This is a genomic window from Lentibacillus sp. JNUCC-1, from assembly GCF_009741735.1.
Classification (GTDB): Bacteria; Bacillota; Bacilli; order Bacillales; family Amphibacillaceae; genus Lentibacillus_B.
This window is the reverse complement of the sequence record NZ_WHOH01000001.1, coordinates 1,467,797-1,484,719: the sequence shown is the minus strand read 5'-3', so window position 1 is coordinate 1,484,719 and position 16,923 is coordinate 1,467,797. Positions and strand designations below refer to the sequence as shown.

Below are 16,923 nucleotides of genomic sequence, written 5' to 3'. Positions count from 1 at the left end.
AGAAGGGATGCTGCTCGGGTGTTGTGTTGCGCTCCAGAAGAGAGGATATCGGAAATTCCGCTGCGGATATCAGAAATTTTGAGTGGTATATCGGCGATTTCGGGTGATATATCGGCGAAAATGCAGTGGATATCGGAAAAAACGTAAAACCCTCGACACTTAATGCCAACAATGCTGTGCAAAGTCGCAGCATATAAAAAAACTGCATCCCGAAAAGATGCAGTTTACGAGCATAGTCGTATTAAAACATAAACGCAATCATAAGAGCGATCTCAAACAAGATGGCACAACACACGATCCACACCGTCTGTATTTTAACAAATGACTTGAAAGAGCGGTCATTTTTTAACTGCGCTACATGCCCCGCCACTTTCAGATTGATTGGCGCAAAATAAAAAGCAAATAGAAAACCCGCCGACAGGGACACAGCCGCATGCAAGACGAGCGGGTTCATCGTTAAATGCCCCATTGCTCCCCCAACAATAAAGACAGGCACGCCTGCCCAAAGGAAAAAAGTGAACACCATGAGACCGACGGCCATAATGACGAGCATGAAGTTCTTTTTTAGTACGTGCAAATATGATTCGTATAGGTGCATGCTTAGCGCCTCCAGTCCAGTTGATCATTTTCACTTCTTAAGAGACATCATTGCTCCAGGATCGAGCCCGTCACTTTCAATCACAATTGCCGTTAAGCCTTGATCTGTTTTGGTCTCATGCCACTCGTCCTCTCCCCAAAACACGGCTTCACCTGCCTGAACCGGCACAAAACTTTCCTCCCCGCTTCTGACAAAACCTTCCCCTGTCACAATTAAAAGCAGCTGAGGTACAACAGCCTGATGATAGCCGATAACACTATTTTTCTCTAAATACATGCAGCAGACCTGTGCTGGTTGGTCGGTTTGAACAATATGGGACATAATGAAATTGGAGTCAAACTGAGTGACTCTTCTTCCATTCGATTGGCTGAATGTGTAGATTTGCACGGAATCCCCTCCAGTATCTCTATCATACTACATATTCACGTATGACACTTGCTGGAGAAATTTCCTTTTTCCAGATATGATGGTACTAGGGGGAGTGGTCATTTTGAAAAAGAGAATACTGATTATCGCATCAAGTCTCATCGCCGTTTTAGTGATTGGCTTGATTGGAGCGGGCAACTATTTTTACAGTCAAGGCATCAAACGGGGCACGGAAGTCGAACTTCACAGGGAAGCTGAAGCTGTCAATACAATGGCAAGCACAGCCGATCAAAACCTTCTCGACGAGGCCCGCAGTTGGTATGCAGCCCAAGAGAAAGAAGCGCTATCAATGGTGTCGTACGATGATTTAAAACTGAATGCGCAGTACATACATAACGATACAAACGTCGGCAAAACTGTCATCTTGGCTCACGGCTTTAGAAATACCGGTGATGACATGGGCAAATTTGCAAAACTTTACTATGACCTAGGGTTCAGCATCCTGCTGCCAGATGCCCGCGGACATGGCGACAGTGAAGGCGATTATATTGGCTACGGCTGGCATGATCGGCTTGACTACCTGGACTGGATCGATCGGATGATCCGAGAATACAATGCCGATGAGATTATTCTGCACGGCAACTCAATGGGCGCCGCAACCGTTTTAATGAGCAGCGGCGAACAACTGCCAGACCAGGTGAAAGGGATCATCGCCGACAGTGGCTACAGCACCGTCAAAGCAGAATTGGCGCACCAACTGAAGCATCTGTACAACCTGCCGCCTTTTCCATTACTGGACGTCACAAGCGCCATCACAAAACTGCGAGCCGGCTACATGCTCGGCGAAGCATCCGCTGTCGAACAGGTCAGGCAGAATACACTGCCACTGCTCATCATCCACGGTGAAAATGACGACCTCGTTCCAACAGACATGTCCGACGAAATTTACACCGCAGCCGGCGGAGAGAAAGAACTGTGGCTCGTCCCAGACGCTGGCCATACGAAGGCATTTGATATTGTGACGGAGGCATATCAAGGGCGGGTCGAGGCGTTTGTGGAGCGTGTGGTTGGGGAGTAGAGCTGCCCGTTCTTCCCGTTTGCCTCCGCTCACCATTGTCCATTAAACTGAAGATAAAACATTATGGGAGGAGAAACTATGCCCACACACCATAAATTAGTACGCGATCGGATTCCGGAAATCATTAAGAACTCTGGTAAACAGTTAAAAACTAAAACACTTTCTGAAGATCGTTACATAGAAGAATTGAAAAAGAAACTAAACGAAGAGGTGGCAGAATACCAAGAAGCGGCTACTGACGGTAGGGCTTTGGAAGAACTCGCAGACATCCTGGAACTGATGCACGCCCTCACTCATCAACACGGGGCAACCATAAAGGAAGTTGAACAAATCAGAACGAAAAAAGCTGACGAGCGGGCGGTTTTGAAGATAAAGTTTTTCTAATTGAGGTTGAGGACGATTGAAGCCGCTCTCTTTGCATACCAGTCAGCTGCATAAGGAAATAAGAGCGGCAATTGCAGAGTCGTCAACTGTTTACATCCTGACCTCTTTCATTATGAAGTCAGGTGTGGAAATGCTATTTGAGGTGCTGGACGATGCCTTGAAAATGGGCGCAGACGTGAAAATCCTCACGGGTGATTATCTGTATATCACTCAGCCAAAAGCCCTTGATAGATTACTGGATTTACAGGGAGATAACCTGGAAATCCGCCTTTGGAAGAGTAGCGGTGTCTCGTTTCACCCAAAAACATATATTTTTAAGCATAACGAAAAAGGATCTTTGGTCGTTGGCTCATCAAACATGTCCCGTGCCGCCTATACATCTGGTGTCGAGTGGAATCTTCAAATGCAACGACAGGCTTCCAGTGAAACATTTGATTACGCCATTGAATCGTTCATCGAACTGTTTTATGCAGATGAAACGATGCCTATCAATATAGAAACCCTGAAAGTCTATCAAAAGGACTATGATCACTTTCATGCTACCCATGCGGATTTGCTGACCACTTGGACACAGCAAGAGGAAATAGATTTAACCCTTCCTAATGAAGAAGAAGCCTTTCCAGAAAACGTGCAGGAGCCAAAACCGGCTTATCCAGCCAAACTCGAACCCCGGCAGGCTCAAACTGAAGCACTGGCTGCATTGGAATCTACATTAGAAGAAGGCTACAACAAGGCAATGGTGGTCATGGCCACCGGACTCGGTAAGACATACTTAGCTGCTTTTTTTGCTCAGAGATATAAAAAAATCCTTTTCATCGCCCATCGAGAGGAAATTCTCAAACAGGCTAAAAGGAGTTTTGAACAGGTCAGGCAGCAACAGGTGGACTTTTATATGGCATGAAAAAGGACAGACACAAAGATATGCTGTTTGCGTCTATATTCACGCTCAGCATTCAGGAACAACTACATCAGTTTGAGCCAGACGAATTTGATCTGATTGTTGTAGACGAATTCCACCATGCGGCTGCCAAAAGCTATCAACATGTGATTGACTACTTTAAGCCAAAGTTTATGATGGGATTGACGGCAACCCCTGAACGAACAGATGGACAGGACGTATTTGCTTTATGCGAAGGAAACGTTGCTTATGAAATCACCTTCATCGAAGCCATACAGCGCGGTTGGCTGACACCTTTTACGTACCATGGCATTATCGACGAAATTGACTATTCATCCATACGTTGGATCGGTACAAAGTATGATCAGCATGAGTTGATGATCAGACAGTTACAAACTGGGAAAGCACAACATATTTATCAAAAATGGCAGGCGTTAAAACAGACCCGTACACTTGGATTCTGTTCCTCCGTCCAGCAAGCTGAATTTCTGGCTAACTATTTCAATGAGAAAGGTTCCCAAGCTCTAGCTTTAACATCCAAGTCACAGGCTCATTCACGTGCAGAAAGTATACGCATGCTGGAAGCTGGTGAACTCGATATTATCTTTACTGTCGATCTGTTCAACGAAGGGGTCGACATCCCTTCAGTAGATACCCTTTTATTTGCGCGACCAACTGAATCGCTCGTTGTTTTCACTCAGCAGATAGGTCGCGGTTTAAGAAAATTTGCAGGAAAAAACACTTGTGTGATCATTGATCTGATCGGTAACTATCGCTATGCCGATACCAAACTAAGTGTATTTGATACAGAAGACTCGATCGATCAACCGCGAAAGCGCGATAATATCGCACCCGTCGTTCCGGCCACATGTGAAGTGCACTTAGATACAACTGTTATTGACTTGTTGAAAGAAATGCGAAATAAACGCAGCCCCAGGAAAGAACGTATTTTCCAGGATTATTATCAAGTAAAAGCGCAGTTTGGCAGACGCCCCACCTATAAAGACGTCCATTTGAATGGCAGTATCAACTCCAAAGAATATAAACAGGCTTTTGGCGGATTCTTCCCTTTTTTGGACACATACGGAGAGTTAACTGATCACGAGACTCGGGTCTATCAAAAACACTACCAATGGCTTAACAAAGTGGAAAAGGAAACCATGTCCAAGTCTTATAAAATGGTGGTTTTACAGTTTTTGCTTGATAAAGGGCATGCAGATTGGCTTCAACCTGTCACACCGGAAGAAGTCGCTCCTTACTTTCATGAATTTTACATGGAAAAGAACTACCGGAAGCAAATTGATTTTTCCAGCAAAAACACAAAAGCCATGTGGCAGTATGACGAAAAGAAGGTCGCTAAATTAATTGCTGATATGCCTATGAGTAAATGGGTTGGCAAAGATGGTTTGATTCGATTTGAAGATGGACAATTTCAAATCAATTTCACGGTGGACATAGAGGATCAAGAGGTTCTGCATGAGATGACTCAGGAGATTTGTGCGTATAAAATACAGTGGTATTTTGAGCGGAAGAAAAATTCAGCTGTGAAAGGAAATTAGCATGAAATTTGAGTATTGATAGGACACTAAACAAACTGAAATGATTCTAAACCGTACATTATAGATTCTTGGAGACTTTCATGGTTAAATGACCGTCTAAGTACTCGTAGATCGGTTTTATAATTAGTCCCCTTCTTGGTATGGTCAGAGAGGTTTAGAATTGAATCCCTTAAGGACACGCTATAAAATAATCGTATCTATACCACTCTAAAAAGAATGGAGACATAAGTTATGTTTAATTGTGCCTGGTGCAACAAAAAAATTGGAGAAAATCAAGCTTTGTTTGGTTTGAATGTTAAATTTGTCGAAGGATCGGAACTCTCAAGTAAAGAGGGAGAGATTACCCACGTTTATCTAACATCCCGCGGTACAAAAGTACCCATGATCGTTACTACAGCCGATTCAGAAGCGAAGAAAGAAGGCGTAGATGGCGTGTTTCCCATTTGCAGTGAACCCTGCAGTGAAAAATTAAAAAAAGCACTTGAAAAGGAAAAAGACCTGTTTAAAGAAGTCTCGGATTTGGGCGATTAAGGCGTCCCTTAAAACTGTGGACCAGGTGGCTAGCCACCTGGTCCATTTTAATGATCACCATGTACAATATAATGATATAACTTATGCTCTATCGGCTTGTCTAAAATCATATTCATGTGGACAACCGGGATCTCTTTTTCGTTCTTGTCGAGCATTTTATCTTGTTCTCCAGTACTTTTGTCAGGCACCGTTTGTCCTAAATAATAAAAGCCACTGCCTTCATCGTCATCTTTTTTAATAAACAAATGAAGGTCCATGTTTGTTTCTTCCGCTTGTATGATCTTTTGCACTTCCTCTGAGGCCAAGGTTCTTTGACTTCGAGTATACCATTTAAACACTTCAGGGCTGATAAATTCATCCCCGTAATCAACGCTTGCTTCTACTTCATCATTTTTGTGATACGTCACAAAGATTGGGCATGTTTGATGCTTTGGTTTATACCCAAAAATCGTAGCGCTCTCATCTTTTTTCCAATTTAATAGCTTACAAGCATCTTTTCTTGTATATTTTTCATACCGGGTAAGCTGTTTCTCTGAACGATACTTTTTGTTGCGTTCTAAACCGCTCATAACGACATCTGTTACTAAATCCTTGAATGTAGGGTTCGACTGCAAGCTGTGGCTGATAGCGTCGTTAAATGAATACGTGTTGTCACTGTTATGCTCTATAATAGGTCTGTCACCATACTTCTTACGGTCAGTTTGGGTGAAAAAGGCCAAATCAAATATGCGCTCGACAGATTCAATCGTTTGTTCATCAACTGTACAACCCGCTTTTTCCAGTTCTATCTTATACCCCCTATCAGGAACCATCTCTTGCTCCAGTAATAATTTAAGCAATATCAGTTCATGTTTGCGTTTGCCATCTAACACTTCTGAAGAGAGCATTGTCAAAACACTGCTTTCATATGTGCTAATAGATGGAATTTCTTTTTTCATTTTAAGAAGGAGTGCATAGTAATTCTTATATTTCCCTGCAATGACGACAGGATCGATAGAGTGGTTCGTAATAAAATCATATAAATAAGGTGTTCTGCCGAGTCGATTCTCTAGTTCCGTAAAGGCCTCTTTTAAAACCTTCATTGCTGTTAAATTACTTGCGTTGATAGACTTGAATATCTGTTTCTTAGCAACCTCTTCAAAGTTAACCGTTGACACGCCTTTGATATAGCTTGCTTCTGTTGCGCGTCTGCGTATATTATCCTTGTTTTGTGATCGATCTCCAGAAAGAGCTATTGGGATGAGATAATTGTTTTTATAATTACCGATGAAATCAATCACAGTTACGAAGTCTTTGGAATCGTGTTTACGCAGTCCGCGTCCCAGCTGCTGAATAAAAATAATGCTAGACTGCGTTTGTCTCAACATGACCACTTGATTAATGCTCGGGATATCAATCCCCTCATTAAATATATCAACGGTTATAATATAATCCAAAGTGCCATTTTCAAGCTGTTCAACTTGATGCATGCGCTCCTCTTGAGAATGATCTCCTGTTAAAGCAACGGTGCGAAACCCTCTTTGGTTTAGAGCCTTAGACATCTCCACAGCTTCATCTTTACGGCTGCAAAACATCAGCCCTTTTACCGCCTCACCTGAATGGCTATAATAATCAAGCTTATCAACAATATGTTCTACACGTTCATCTGTGACGAGCTTGGATAAGATTGTCGCGTCATCTATGATCTCGCCGTTATATTCAAAATCTGTAACCCCAAAATAGTGGAACGGGCAAAGCATATCCTCTTCTAGCGCTTCTTGTAGGCGAATTTCGTATGCAATGTTATAGTCAAACAGCTCATAAATGTTGAAATCATCCGTTCTTTCAGGGGTTGCGGTCATTCCCAATAAGAATTGAGGCTGAAAATAATCTAGGACCCTTAAATAAGAAGCCGCACCAGCTTTATGAACCTCATCCACTAAGATATAATCAAATTCGTCACGATTAAATTGCTTCAGCGTTTCGAGTTTAGAAATGGTCTGTATAGTGGTGAATAAATACTTTGCATCCATTTGTTTATGGAACCCTGATAAAATTCCAAAGTCTTTGCTCAGCCCACCCATAATCCGCTGGAAATCTGCTTTGGCTTTATGCAGGATTTGCTCTCTGTGTACGACAAATAACATGCGTTTTGGAGCGACACGCCGCACATCAAAAGCCGCCAAATAGGTTTTACCTGTTCCTGTGGCTGAAATAACGAGCCCCTTATCGTGTCCCTCGTCCCTCACTTGCTGGATCTCTGCCAATGCCGCTGTCTGCATTGTGTTCGGTTTTATACTTGTTGCTGTTTTCAATGGATTAACGTCATAATCTGAAGGCAGTTCTACCACTTTTGAAGCTGCTTGATAATCAATAGGTTTATAGACCTCTTCATAAGACGTAATCCACGCATCGGTTAACGGTGTGGCGTCTTTCCATACATCTTCAAATTGATTCTTAAAATGGGTAATAACCTCGCCATCTTGGTAAGAAGTCAGTTTCACATTCCATTCATAATTAACCTTTAATGCTTGTGCAGTAAGGTTTGAACTTCCAACAATCAAAGAATAATACTGATCATGCTCAAATATATACCCTTTGGAATGGAATCCTTCCAATTCGGTTAATCTCACTTCGACGTTTGTTATTTTCATAAGCTCTTTAAAGATCTTTGGTTGGTTAAAGTTCAGGAAAGTAGACGTCAGGATCTTGCCTTTTATACCTTTATGTTTGAGATCTAATAAATGAGACTTTAAAGTAGCGAGGCCACTCTCAGTAATAAATGCAACAGAGAATATAAAGGCATTGCAATGGTCCAGCTCTTCCACGAGTGAGGTTAAAACATCCTCATTCTCTTTTGCATTATTAATGAGCAATCTAGGTTTATATGTATCCATCTTGCCATAGTGCCGATCAATAAATCCCTTGTGCAAAGAATCCTCCAGATTTCTGAGAAAGTTCTCCACTATAATCACCACACTAACTAAAATATTTCTTTGTCAGAGATTATCCTTTTGCTATTGTTTCTATCGCGGGAATATCTGCCGGAGCCCAGTCCAATGTGAATAATTTCTCTTTAGGAAGCCATTTAATAGCTACGTGCTCTGTTAAAACTGGATCCCCCTCAAGAAGGGCACAATAAAATGTTGTTAAATGGACAACGCCAAAATCATACTCGTAAACAGTGTGTTCCACTTGATTGCCAACCTCAATTTCACAATGCATCTCTTCTGCAATTTCACGTTTCAATGCTTCTTTCGCAGTCTCGCCTTGTTCAACCTTACCGCCTGGAAATTCCCATTTATAAGCGAGCGTTTTGGTTTCCCCTCTTTGCGCACAAAGAATTTTATGATCTTTAACGATAACCGCACCAACGACATGAATATCTTTTTTCTTCAATGTTTTCTCTCCTGTTATATATGTAGTCTATTAAAACTAATTATACAGGGAGAAAATTATTGAAGCCAATATTTTCAAATAGTAACTATAATGGTGTGAACTTGCTGGAAAAGGGTAAATACATAGGGTAAAAACAATATCCCACAAAACTTCAAGGAGGCTTTTATTATGAAAGCAGCAGTATGGTATGGGAAAAAAGATATTCGAGTAGAAGATCGTGATGTACCGAAAGTTGGAGAGGAGCAAGTCAAGATCAAGGTGGCTTGGACGGGAATCTGTGGCAGTGACTTGCATGAATATAATGCTGGTGCAAGCCTTATCCCTGAGAATGAACCCGACCCAATAACGGGCGTAAAAGCACCGTTGACGATGGGGCATGAGTTTTCAGGTGTGGTTGAAGAGGTTGGCTCCAAGGTAAAGAATGTACAGAAAGGGGATCGTGTTGCTGTTAATCCGCTCATCACACGAGGGGACAGTGACAATCCTTTAGTTGATATGTACAATGGCTTCGGCTTTGTCGGCTTGACCGCTGATGGCGGATTCGCAGACCATGTGGTAGTCGATGAGAAACATGCGGTGAAATTACCTGATGGCATGTCACTTGAGCATGCGGCACTGGTTGAGCCGACAGCTGTAGCGGTACAGGCCATCAGGGAATCGGGCATGGTTTTCGGAGACTCTGTGGCTGTTTTCGGGGCAGGACCAATTGGGCTGTTGACCATTATTGCCGCAAAAGCTGCGGGTGCTAAGGAAATCTTTGCTTTCGATTTGTCTGAAACACGACTGGAAAAAGCACAGGAAGTCGGTGCCACGCATGCTGTTAACTCAGGTGAGAAAGATCCAGTAGAATATATTCATGCCCTGTACCCTGAAGGCGTGGACGCAGCGTTTGAAGTGGCTGGAGTTGAGCCAACCTTTAACCAGGCAATCGACGTCACCAAGCCACGTGGGGTCATGACCATTGTCGCCCTTTATGAAAAACCGCTGCAGTTCGAACCGATGAAACTGACAGCGAGCGGTGTGCGCCTCGCCTCTTCTCTCGCCTATGAACCGGATGTGTTCGAGTACACCATTACATTGATGGGCACGGGGCAGCTTGATCCGTCACCAGTTATTACGGATCACATCGAGCTGAAGAACATTGTTTCTGACGGGTTTGAAACCTTGCTGAATGATAAATCTCAGTCGAAGATTCTCGTGAAGTTGAGTGGAGAGAAGTAAGGACTCTTATAGATAAGCAAAAAGCGCTCAAATTGTATTTGGGCGCTTTTTTATATTTATGATCTCCGCTAGAAAAGTAGACTCTCTTTTGCTATGATTATGTTTCCCTAAATAACTGTTACCTGGCTTCAAGGAGGTTCCCCATGAACGAAAAACCAGACTGGCTGCCGAGCTTACTGATCACGAGTGGTGGATTTTTTACGGTATTATATTTTATTAATATGTTTAACGAGCTTCAAGCGTCACATGAGCAATCGAGTGGTTTTTTGAGTGCTTTTTCCGGGTTAGCGCTTTTGTTGAGCGGACCCTTGATTATACCGCTTTTCATGGGTGGTGTTGTCGCTATTCTCGGGGTGATTTCGTTTTGGAAGCAGCACTTGGGATTGGCCGTGGCTGCATTAATTCTGGCGTTTGTGCTGTTGAATTGGGTTGGGAGCATCCTTTCTGCAGTTGGAGCGATTGTAGGCGTGTTCTTCTGGAGAAAACGTGCGGTTGATCGGGAATAGCTGGTTAGAACGCGATTGAATTAATGTTTAGCCTAGCGGATTATTTTATCGGAAAATCGAGCGCTGATATCGGAAATTTGGTGTGATATATCGGCGAATTCACACTTTATATCGAAAAAAAGAAAAAAAAAGCGACAGCCATTTTAAAATCGTGGCTGTCGCTTTTGCAATTTTTTTATGAAGTCATATCCCGCTCCCAGAACCGGTGTTTCGCGACCATTTTGGCAAATTTACCTGCGAATGAGGTGCTGTCTTCATCCGCTTGAAGAACGCCTGGGCTGTCTTCGATGTCGAGTGTTTTTATAATGGGTGTGGCGAGCGGTTTGAAACAGATGGGCTTAAAGTGTTCAAAGGCTTCTTGTATATAATCCGAAGCATCCCTTGCAAAAGCTTCGTCTGCTTGGTTACCACTTGCGATCAGCACTGCGTCAAACAGAACGGATGGGCCTGTCTGAAAGGTTTTGGTAACTTCAAATTCGGTGCCGTCATCGCCTTGAAGTGCGCCGAGTTGTTCCCCAATAAGTTCAGGAACGAGACCTGCTTTTTCCATGTCGGTAAGGGTGTTCTTGAGCCATTCGGCATTGAAGCCTTCTGCGACGAGAACAGCTACTTTACGGGTGTCTGGCACATGGTTGGAAGTCGTCTGGCTGAGTGCTGGTGATGTTTTGCCATCACCAGTTACACCATCTTCTGGCATGTCTACACCAATATTTTTCGCCACCGGGCGGGCGAGATCGAGATGCACATTGGCGAACATATCAATGACCTGCTGGCGGACAGATTTACTTTGAACCATGCCGAGCTCAAATGTGAGACCGTCAATGGTGTGTTGCTTTTCAGCTGAAGACAGACTTCTCCAGAACAACGTTGCTTGGGAAAAATGGTCCTTAAAGCTGTCGTGACGGGCTTTGACCTTGTATCCATCGACTCTTTCCTGATAATGTTCATAGCCGCCTTCTTCCGGACTTGCAGGGGACGGCTGATTGTTGGCGAGTGAATTTTTATGATAAGCGACCTGACCGACGTTAATGGTCTGGCGTCCGTAGCCGTCACGCTGATTATTGTGAAACGGACAGACTGGTCGGTTGATCGGCAACTCGTGAAAGTTGGGCCCGCCAAGGCGGATCAGTTGCGTGTCCGTATAGGAGAACAGTCTTCCTTGCAGAAGCGGATCGTTGGTAAAGTCAATCCCTGGCACGACATGTCCCGGGTGAAACGCAACCTGCTCTGTTTCGGCAAACACATTGTCGACGTTACGATTGAGCGTCATTTTCCCAATGATTTTCACCGGAACGTCTTCTTCAGGCCAGATTTTCGTTGGGTCTAGAATGTCGAAATCAAAGGAGAATTCGTCTTTTTCCTCGATTATTTGCACGCCTAATTCCCACTCTGGATAGTGTCCGGCTTCGATGGCTTCGTACAAATCCTGGCGATGGAAATCCGGATTTTTACCATTTAGTTTCTGTGCTTCATCCCACACGACAGAATGCACGCCGAGTTTTGGTTTCCAATGAAATTTTACAAAATGAGCTTTTCCCTCATTGTTTACAAAGCGGAATGTATGCACACCAAAGCCTTCCATCATACGGAAACTTCGGGGAATGGCTCTATCCGAAATGAGCCATGTGGCATGATGTGCGGCTTCCTGATTGTTGGCCACAAAATCCCAGAATGTATCATGGGCAGATGCTGCCTGTGGGATTTCATTATGCGGTTCAGGCTTCACTGCATGCACCAGATCTGGAAATTTAACGGCATCTTGTATGAAAAAAATCGGCATATTGTTCCCGACAAGATCATAGTTGCCTTCTTCGGTGTAAAATTTCGTGGCAAATCCCCGCACATCGCGGGCGAGTTCACCAGATCCTTTACTGCCTGCCACTGTCGAGAAGCGGACAAATACGGGTGTCTTCTTGCCTGCTTCGCTGAGAAAGTCAGCTTTTGTGTAAGGTGTCATTGATTCATAAGCTTCAAACTCACCGTGGGCTGCGTAACCACGGGCATGCACCACACGCTCGGGGATCCGCTCATGGTCAAAATGGGTCATCTTTTCCCGGAAATGGAAGTCTTCCATCAAGGTCGGGCCCCGCTTACCTGCTTTCAGGGAAAATTCATCCTCAGATACTTTTAGTCCCTGATTTGTTGTCATATGGTTCTCTGTATCATAAGCACGTACATCTTCCAGTTGTTCATCTTTACGGTTCTGCTTGTTCCGATTGTCAGCCATAATGGTGAAAACCTCCTTGAGAGATGAAAAACAATATGGTTTTATTTTCCCGGATGGTGGTTGTCTGAAACAATTATTTAAGGTGAGAGACGGGTATGCCATTCTGGGGCTGTAGTACGGGGCGTGTGGTTATATCGGAAATTTTGAATGATATATCGGCGAATTTGCACCTTATATCGGAAAAATGATTTTTGTGGGGCAGTATCTGAAACAGAAACGCACGCTATGGGCCCGTCTTGGCAGGCCCCCCGCGTGCGTTATCTATGACTCTACTTCCATTCGTGATCTATCTCTCTTAATCGCTTCAATATTTTCAAAAACACGTTGTCTGCCACTGCTTGTGCCCACGTGCCCTCATTGAATCGTTCCTGTCTTACATAGCCTGTCAGAATCGCTCTGAGCTGTTCGAAATCTGCGCTGTCTATTGCCTGAACCTTGTCTTGAGTAGGCAGTTGGCGTGTGATGTCTATATAGTTAGGGTGCATGAGCGTTGTGGCTGAGAATGTGTTGATGAACTGTTTCAGTGTCGGGTCATATGTGGGGTAAGGCATGCTGAAGCCCTTCTCTCCCAGCTGTTGGCCGCCTTCCCAATGAGCGACTTTTTCAGGATCCACCGTTTCGAAATAGGGGATGTAGGCTGTGAGCTTTCCGACTTCAATGGCAGTCATGGCTGTGCTGAGTTGGTGGCAAAAACTCTCGACATATGCTTGTTCAACCAGGGACTCGAGCCATTCTTGAGGGATGTTTTCGTATCCGTAATAAAGACCGGCCAGTCCGCCGGCAACTGCTGCGACGGTATCTGTGTCCTCGCCCAGATTGACTGCTTTTAATACACACGCCTGATAACTGTCGGTTTGGAGCAGGCACCAGACAGCCGCTTCGAGCGTATCAACGACATAGCCGCTGCTTTTAATCGCTTGGCGAGGCTGTTCGGCGAATCTATCTTCTTCCAGTCGGTTAAAATGGGTGAGTTCATCGGCAAAACGCGCTTGTTTCTGGTAGTAGGATCGGGCTTGACGGATGCCTTCGCTTACGGCTGTGGGCACGTCGCTTGCTTCCTTAAGTTTGGAAGCTATGGCAATATAGATGCCGCATGCGATCTGACTGCGCGGATGGGCGTGTGTCAGTGCTGAGATGTGATGGATGATGTTAAAGGCTCCGTCTGTTTTCATGAAGTCTTTCCCATAAGTCGCTTCCAGATAAAATAAAATGGGCAGGATTCTCATTAATGATCCATTGCCATTGTCATATTCTGAAGCACCTCCGCATTCGAGTGGCGGTGTGCCGTTTTCATAACGAGCGATCGCTTCTCTTGTTGAAATCCCGATGTCAAAAGCGATGCCAAAGGGTGTGTAGGCACCATCATTGTACCAGCTTGCAAAGTTTTTCATTGCCAAGTCATAATTCACCCCTTTTGAAAGGCTATCTGCAAGACATAGTGTCAATGAGGTATCATCAGACCATGTGCCAGCAGGCTGATTGTAAGTTCCGTACGCACGAAAACCCACAACAGGATCGCGATCCAGGCTCTCCCTGCTTTCGAATTCAACCGGGACGCCGAGGGCATCCGCAACCGTGAGTCCCATAATGCCATTTAAGATGTGATCTGCCATGACTTTCCCTCCATATTGGTGTGACTCCTTTCATTGTACAACATGAGTGCTGGGGTTGGAAGCTCTGGTGGGGCTGCGGTTTTGAGGGTGATGATTATATCGGAAATTCCGGTGCGGATATCGGAAAAAACACCAGAAACGCCTAAAACGCAGGGGCACACGCGGGTGAATATCGTGGCCCGCTAACGGCCAAAAAGGCATTGACTTCCCGCCTTTTTAGGTATATACTAATTAACACTTTAATCATTAAACTATTTTATAGTTAAACAATCATAACTTTAGGAGGTGAAGCAGTTGTCATCGGAGGAATCAGAGCGTTTCCCTGAGTTTGAGCAGCTGTTTTGGCAAGTTTCACGGAAGATGGGGTATGTGTGGACGAAGATCTACGAAGAGGTGTTTCCGGGTTCGCAGTCATATATTATGTTTATGCTGGAGCAGCGCGGGGCGACGCGGATGTCTAAGATGGCTGAAACACTGCATCTGACACCAGGCGCGGTGACTACAGCTTCGGATAAGCTGATTGAACGCGGGTTCGTGACACGCGTTCGTGATGAACAGGACCGCCGTGTGGTGTATCTGGATATTACCGATGACGGGAGCAAGTTGTTGTCTGAGCTGCGGGATGAGGGCCGGGCGGTTATGAGAACTGTGTTTGCGCACCTCACCGAGGCAGAATTGGATCAGCTGATACATGTGTTTGGCAAAGCCTCACACAATATAGAAAAGATTGATTACAGAGGGAAGGAATTAGATAGATGACCCATTTAACAGAAAAGAAGAAAGTCACCATTATGATCGCGATTATGATTGCGATGTTTTTTTCTGCGATTAACCAGACGATTATTGGTGTGGCCATGCCGCGGATTATCGCCAAGCTGGGCGGGATGGATTATTATATATGGGCGATTACGATTTATTTGTTAACGACGACGGTGGCGTCCATTCTTGTTGGGAAACTCTCCGACATCTATGGTCGTAAGCCGTTTATCCTCGCCGGGATTGGCTTTTTCACGGTCGGGGCTTTGCTGTCCGGCTTTTCGGGCAATATTTTTCAATTGATTGCGTTTCGCGGAATCACCGGGTTTGGTGCCGGTATCATTATGTCCACCGCGTTTATCGCTGTTGGAGACTTGTACCTTCCGCGTGAACAGGCTAAATGGACCGGCCTGATGAGCGGTGTGTTCGGGATTTCCAGTGTGCTGGGGCCTTTGATGGGCGGCTATATTGTCGATCATCTGGATTGGCACTGGGTATTCTGGGTCTTCCTCCCGCTTGGTATCGTCGCTTTTGCCATCATTGCGATTCTATTTCCAAAAGTACCGCGGCGTGAAGGGGAGAAGATCGATTACGTCGGATCTGTATTTTTAACGGTCACGGTTGTATCGCTGCTGCTGGCCTTCAGCTTTGCTGGTGAAGGTCCGGGCAAATATGCATGGACGTCTTGGGAGATCCTTGGATTGTTCGGCTTGACCCTGCTTGGACTTGCGGCGTTTATTGTGACAGAGTCAAAAGTGAAGTCCCCTGTCCTTCCATTGTCTTTATTTAAAAATGACATTGTCACCTTATCCAATATTTGCGGATTTCTGCTTGGCGCGGGTATGCTGGGTGTCATGATCTATGCACCGTTCTTTATTCAGGGTGTTAAAGGGATTTCGCCGAGCGGTTCCGGGTATATGATGATGCCGATGTCGATTGTGATGGTGTTTGCAACGGCGTTTGCTGGACAATTCATGACGAAAACGGGCAAATATAAAGGTATGGCTGTTGGCGGATTGGCCACGACAGCTGTGGGCATTATGCTGCTGCATTTGATCTCGATTGGCACACCGATCTATTTGATGATTGCATTTCTCTGCATCATTGGCGCGGGTCTCGGTGCGAGCATGCCTGTATTTTCACTGACAGTGCAAAATGCGGTGCCGCTGAGAGACTTAGGCGTGGCCTCTGCCTCTGCCCAACTTTTCCGTAACTTGGGTAACACAATCGGCATTGGTGTGCTAGGAACGGTGATGAGTTCACGTATGGCGACGCGGATGACTGATATGTTTTCCGGCGGATCTGGCGATGGCGGCGACTATTCACAGCTGCCACCTGAACAAACTGAGCAATTTGCCAAGTTGATGAATCCTGAGATTTTGCTGGATCAGCCTAAGTTGGATCAAATGCTCGGTCAGATGCCGGCTGAGGTTGTGCCGTATGCTCGGGATATGGTTGACAATCTGCGCGTTGTTTTCAGTGACGCCTTGACGACTACATTCCTCGTTGCAGCTATCATTATGATCGTAGCGGTGGTTATTGCGCTGTTTATTCGCACGATTCCGCTCGTCTCTGCAGCTGACCAGGCGCCTAAAGAAAAGCAGACGGATGCGCCTGTGTCGAAGGAAGAGCATGTTAAGCCGGTTTATGAAGGCTAGGCTTGTATGTCTGGATTGATTATATCGGAAATTCTGGAGCCGATATCGGAAATTCCGGAGTGGATATCGGAAATTTTGACCCATATATCGGCGAATCTGCACCGTATATCGGAAAAAAGCTGATTTCTGCACTAAAAAGCGACAGCCCCA

13 protein-coding genes and 1 pseudogene are annotated in these 16,923 nt (G+C 44.9%); 8 read left to right on the top strand and 6 right to left on the bottom strand.

The features are described from left to right. Window positions 1–241: 241 nt before the first annotated feature. Window positions 242–598, bottom strand: coding sequence for a hypothetical protein (locus JNUCC1_RS06710; RefSeq protein WP_156644670.1), 357 nt, complete (start codon window positions 596–598; stop codon window positions 242–244). 30 nt (window positions 599–628) lie between these two features. Then, complete coding sequence (locus tag JNUCC1_RS06705) at window positions 629–985, bottom strand: cupin domain-containing protein (protein ID WP_331713642.1); 357 nt, start codon at window positions 983–985, stop codon at window positions 629–631. 94 nt (window positions 986–1,079) lie between these two features. Between JNUCC1_RS06705 and JNUCC1_RS06700 the strand changes: the two genes are divergently transcribed. The 4 genes and pseudogenes from JNUCC1_RS06700 (at window position 1,080) to JNUCC1_RS06685 (ending at window position 5,414) form a co-directional block, all read left to right on the top strand. Continuing rightward, window positions 1,080–2,042 (top strand): alpha/beta hydrolase, encoded by a 963-nt coding sequence (locus JNUCC1_RS06700; RefSeq protein WP_331713726.1) that lies wholly within the window; start codon window positions 1,080–1,082, stop codon window positions 2,040–2,042. Window positions 2,043–2,120: 78 nt separating this feature from the next. Beyond that, complete coding sequence (locus JNUCC1_RS06695; RefSeq protein ID WP_331713641.1) at window positions 2,121–2,426, top strand: nucleoside triphosphate pyrophosphohydrolase; 306 nt, start codon at window positions 2,121–2,123, stop codon at window positions 2,424–2,426. A 16-nt stretch (window positions 2,427–2,442) separates the two neighbouring features. Beyond that, window positions 2,443–4,883: pseudogene (locus tag JNUCC1_RS18990) on the top strand (DEAD/DEAH box helicase family protein). A gap of 231 nt (window positions 4,884–5,114) precedes the next feature. Continuing rightward, window positions 5,115–5,414, top strand: a complete 300-nt coding sequence (locus tag JNUCC1_RS06685) for a hypothetical protein (RefSeq protein WP_156644669.1) — start codon at window positions 5,115–5,117, stop codon at window positions 5,412–5,414. A 47-nt stretch (window positions 5,415–5,461) separates the two neighbouring features. On the opposite strand, the gene JNUCC1_RS06680 is transcribed toward JNUCC1_RS06685, so the two are convergent. Next, on the bottom strand, window positions 5,462–8,359 hold the full coding sequence (locus JNUCC1_RS06680) for a DEAD/DEAH box helicase (RefSeq protein WP_331713725.1): 2,898 nt from the start codon (window positions 8,357–8,359) through the stop codon (window positions 5,462–5,464). 40 nt (window positions 8,360–8,399) lie between these two features. Next, complete coding sequence (locus JNUCC1_RS06675; protein ID WP_156644668.1) at window positions 8,400–8,792, bottom strand: (deoxy)nucleoside triphosphate pyrophosphohydrolase; 393 nt, start codon at window positions 8,790–8,792, stop codon at window positions 8,400–8,402. Between the two features lie 168 nt (window positions 8,793–8,960). Here JNUCC1_RS06675 and JNUCC1_RS06670 point away from each other — a divergent pair, with 168 nt between their 5' ends. Together JNUCC1_RS06670 and JNUCC1_RS06665 are read left to right on the top strand one after the other, a co-directional pair. Further along, on the top strand, window positions 8,961–10,013 hold the full coding sequence (locus JNUCC1_RS06670) for a 2,3-butanediol dehydrogenase (protein WP_156644667.1): 1,053 nt from the start codon (window positions 8,961–8,963) through the stop codon (window positions 10,011–10,013). A gap of 143 nt (window positions 10,014–10,156) precedes the next feature. Beyond that, window positions 10,157–10,519 (top strand): hypothetical protein, encoded by a 363-nt coding sequence (locus tag JNUCC1_RS06665; RefSeq protein WP_156644666.1) that lies wholly within the window; start codon window positions 10,157–10,159, stop codon window positions 10,517–10,519. Between the two features lie 175 nt (window positions 10,520–10,694). On the opposite strand, the gene JNUCC1_RS06660 is transcribed toward JNUCC1_RS06665, so the two are convergent. Together JNUCC1_RS06660 and JNUCC1_RS06655 are read right to left on the bottom strand one after the other, a co-directional pair. Next, window positions 10,695–12,746: a catalase gene (locus JNUCC1_RS06660; RefSeq protein WP_156644665.1), complete on the bottom strand. Its 2,052-nt coding sequence runs from the start codon at window positions 12,744–12,746 to the stop codon at window positions 10,695–10,697. A 269-nt stretch (window positions 12,747–13,015) separates the two neighbouring features. Further along, window positions 13,016–14,359, bottom strand: coding sequence for an ADP-ribosylglycohydrolase family protein (locus tag JNUCC1_RS06655; protein ID WP_156644664.1), 1,344 nt, complete (start codon window positions 14,357–14,359; stop codon window positions 13,016–13,018). Between the two features lie 294 nt (window positions 14,360–14,653). Between JNUCC1_RS06655 and JNUCC1_RS06650 the strand changes: the two genes are divergently transcribed. Next, complete coding sequence (locus tag JNUCC1_RS06650; RefSeq protein WP_156644663.1) at window positions 14,654–15,118, top strand: MarR family winged helix-turn-helix transcriptional regulator; 465 nt, start codon at window positions 14,654–14,656, stop codon at window positions 15,116–15,118. Continuing rightward, complete coding sequence (locus JNUCC1_RS06645; RefSeq protein ID WP_156644662.1) at window positions 15,115–16,773, top strand: MDR family MFS transporter; 1,659 nt, start codon at window positions 15,115–15,117, stop codon at window positions 16,771–16,773. Before JNUCC1_RS06650 ends, JNUCC1_RS06645 begins: the two co-directional genes overlap by 4 nt. Window positions 16,774–16,923 lie beyond the last annotated feature (150 nt).

What these genes read in the sequence shown, in the direction of transcription:
- JNUCC1_RS06710 (WP_156644670.1), bottom strand. Translation starts at nt 598, where the DNA reads ATGCACCTATACGAATCATATTTGCACGTACTAAAAAAGAACTTCATG.
- JNUCC1_RS06695 (WP_331713641.1), top strand. Translation starts at nt 2,121, where the DNA reads ATGCCCACACACCATAAATTAGTACGCGATCGGATTCCGGAAATCATT.
- JNUCC1_RS06685 (WP_156644669.1), top strand. Translation starts at nt 5,115, where the DNA reads ATGTTTAATTGTGCCTGGTGCAACAAAAAAATTGGAGAAAATCAAGCT.
- JNUCC1_RS06670 (WP_156644667.1), top strand. Translation starts at nt 8,961, where the DNA reads ATGAAAGCAGCAGTATGGTATGGGAAAAAAGATATTCGAGTAGAAGAT.
- JNUCC1_RS06665 (WP_156644666.1), top strand. Translation starts at nt 10,157, where the DNA reads ATGAACGAAAAACCAGACTGGCTGCCGAGCTTACTGATCACGAGTGGT.
- JNUCC1_RS06660 (WP_156644665.1), bottom strand. Translation starts at nt 12,746, where the DNA reads ATGGCTGACAATCGGAACAAGCAGAACCGTAAAGATGAACAACTGGAA.
- JNUCC1_RS06655 (WP_156644664.1), bottom strand. Translation starts at nt 14,359, where the DNA reads ATGGCAGATCACATCTTAAATGGCATTATGGGACTCACGGTTGCGGAT.
- JNUCC1_RS06645 (WP_156644662.1), top strand. Translation starts at nt 15,115, where the DNA reads ATGACCCATTTAACAGAAAAGAAGAAAGTCACCATTATGATCGCGATT.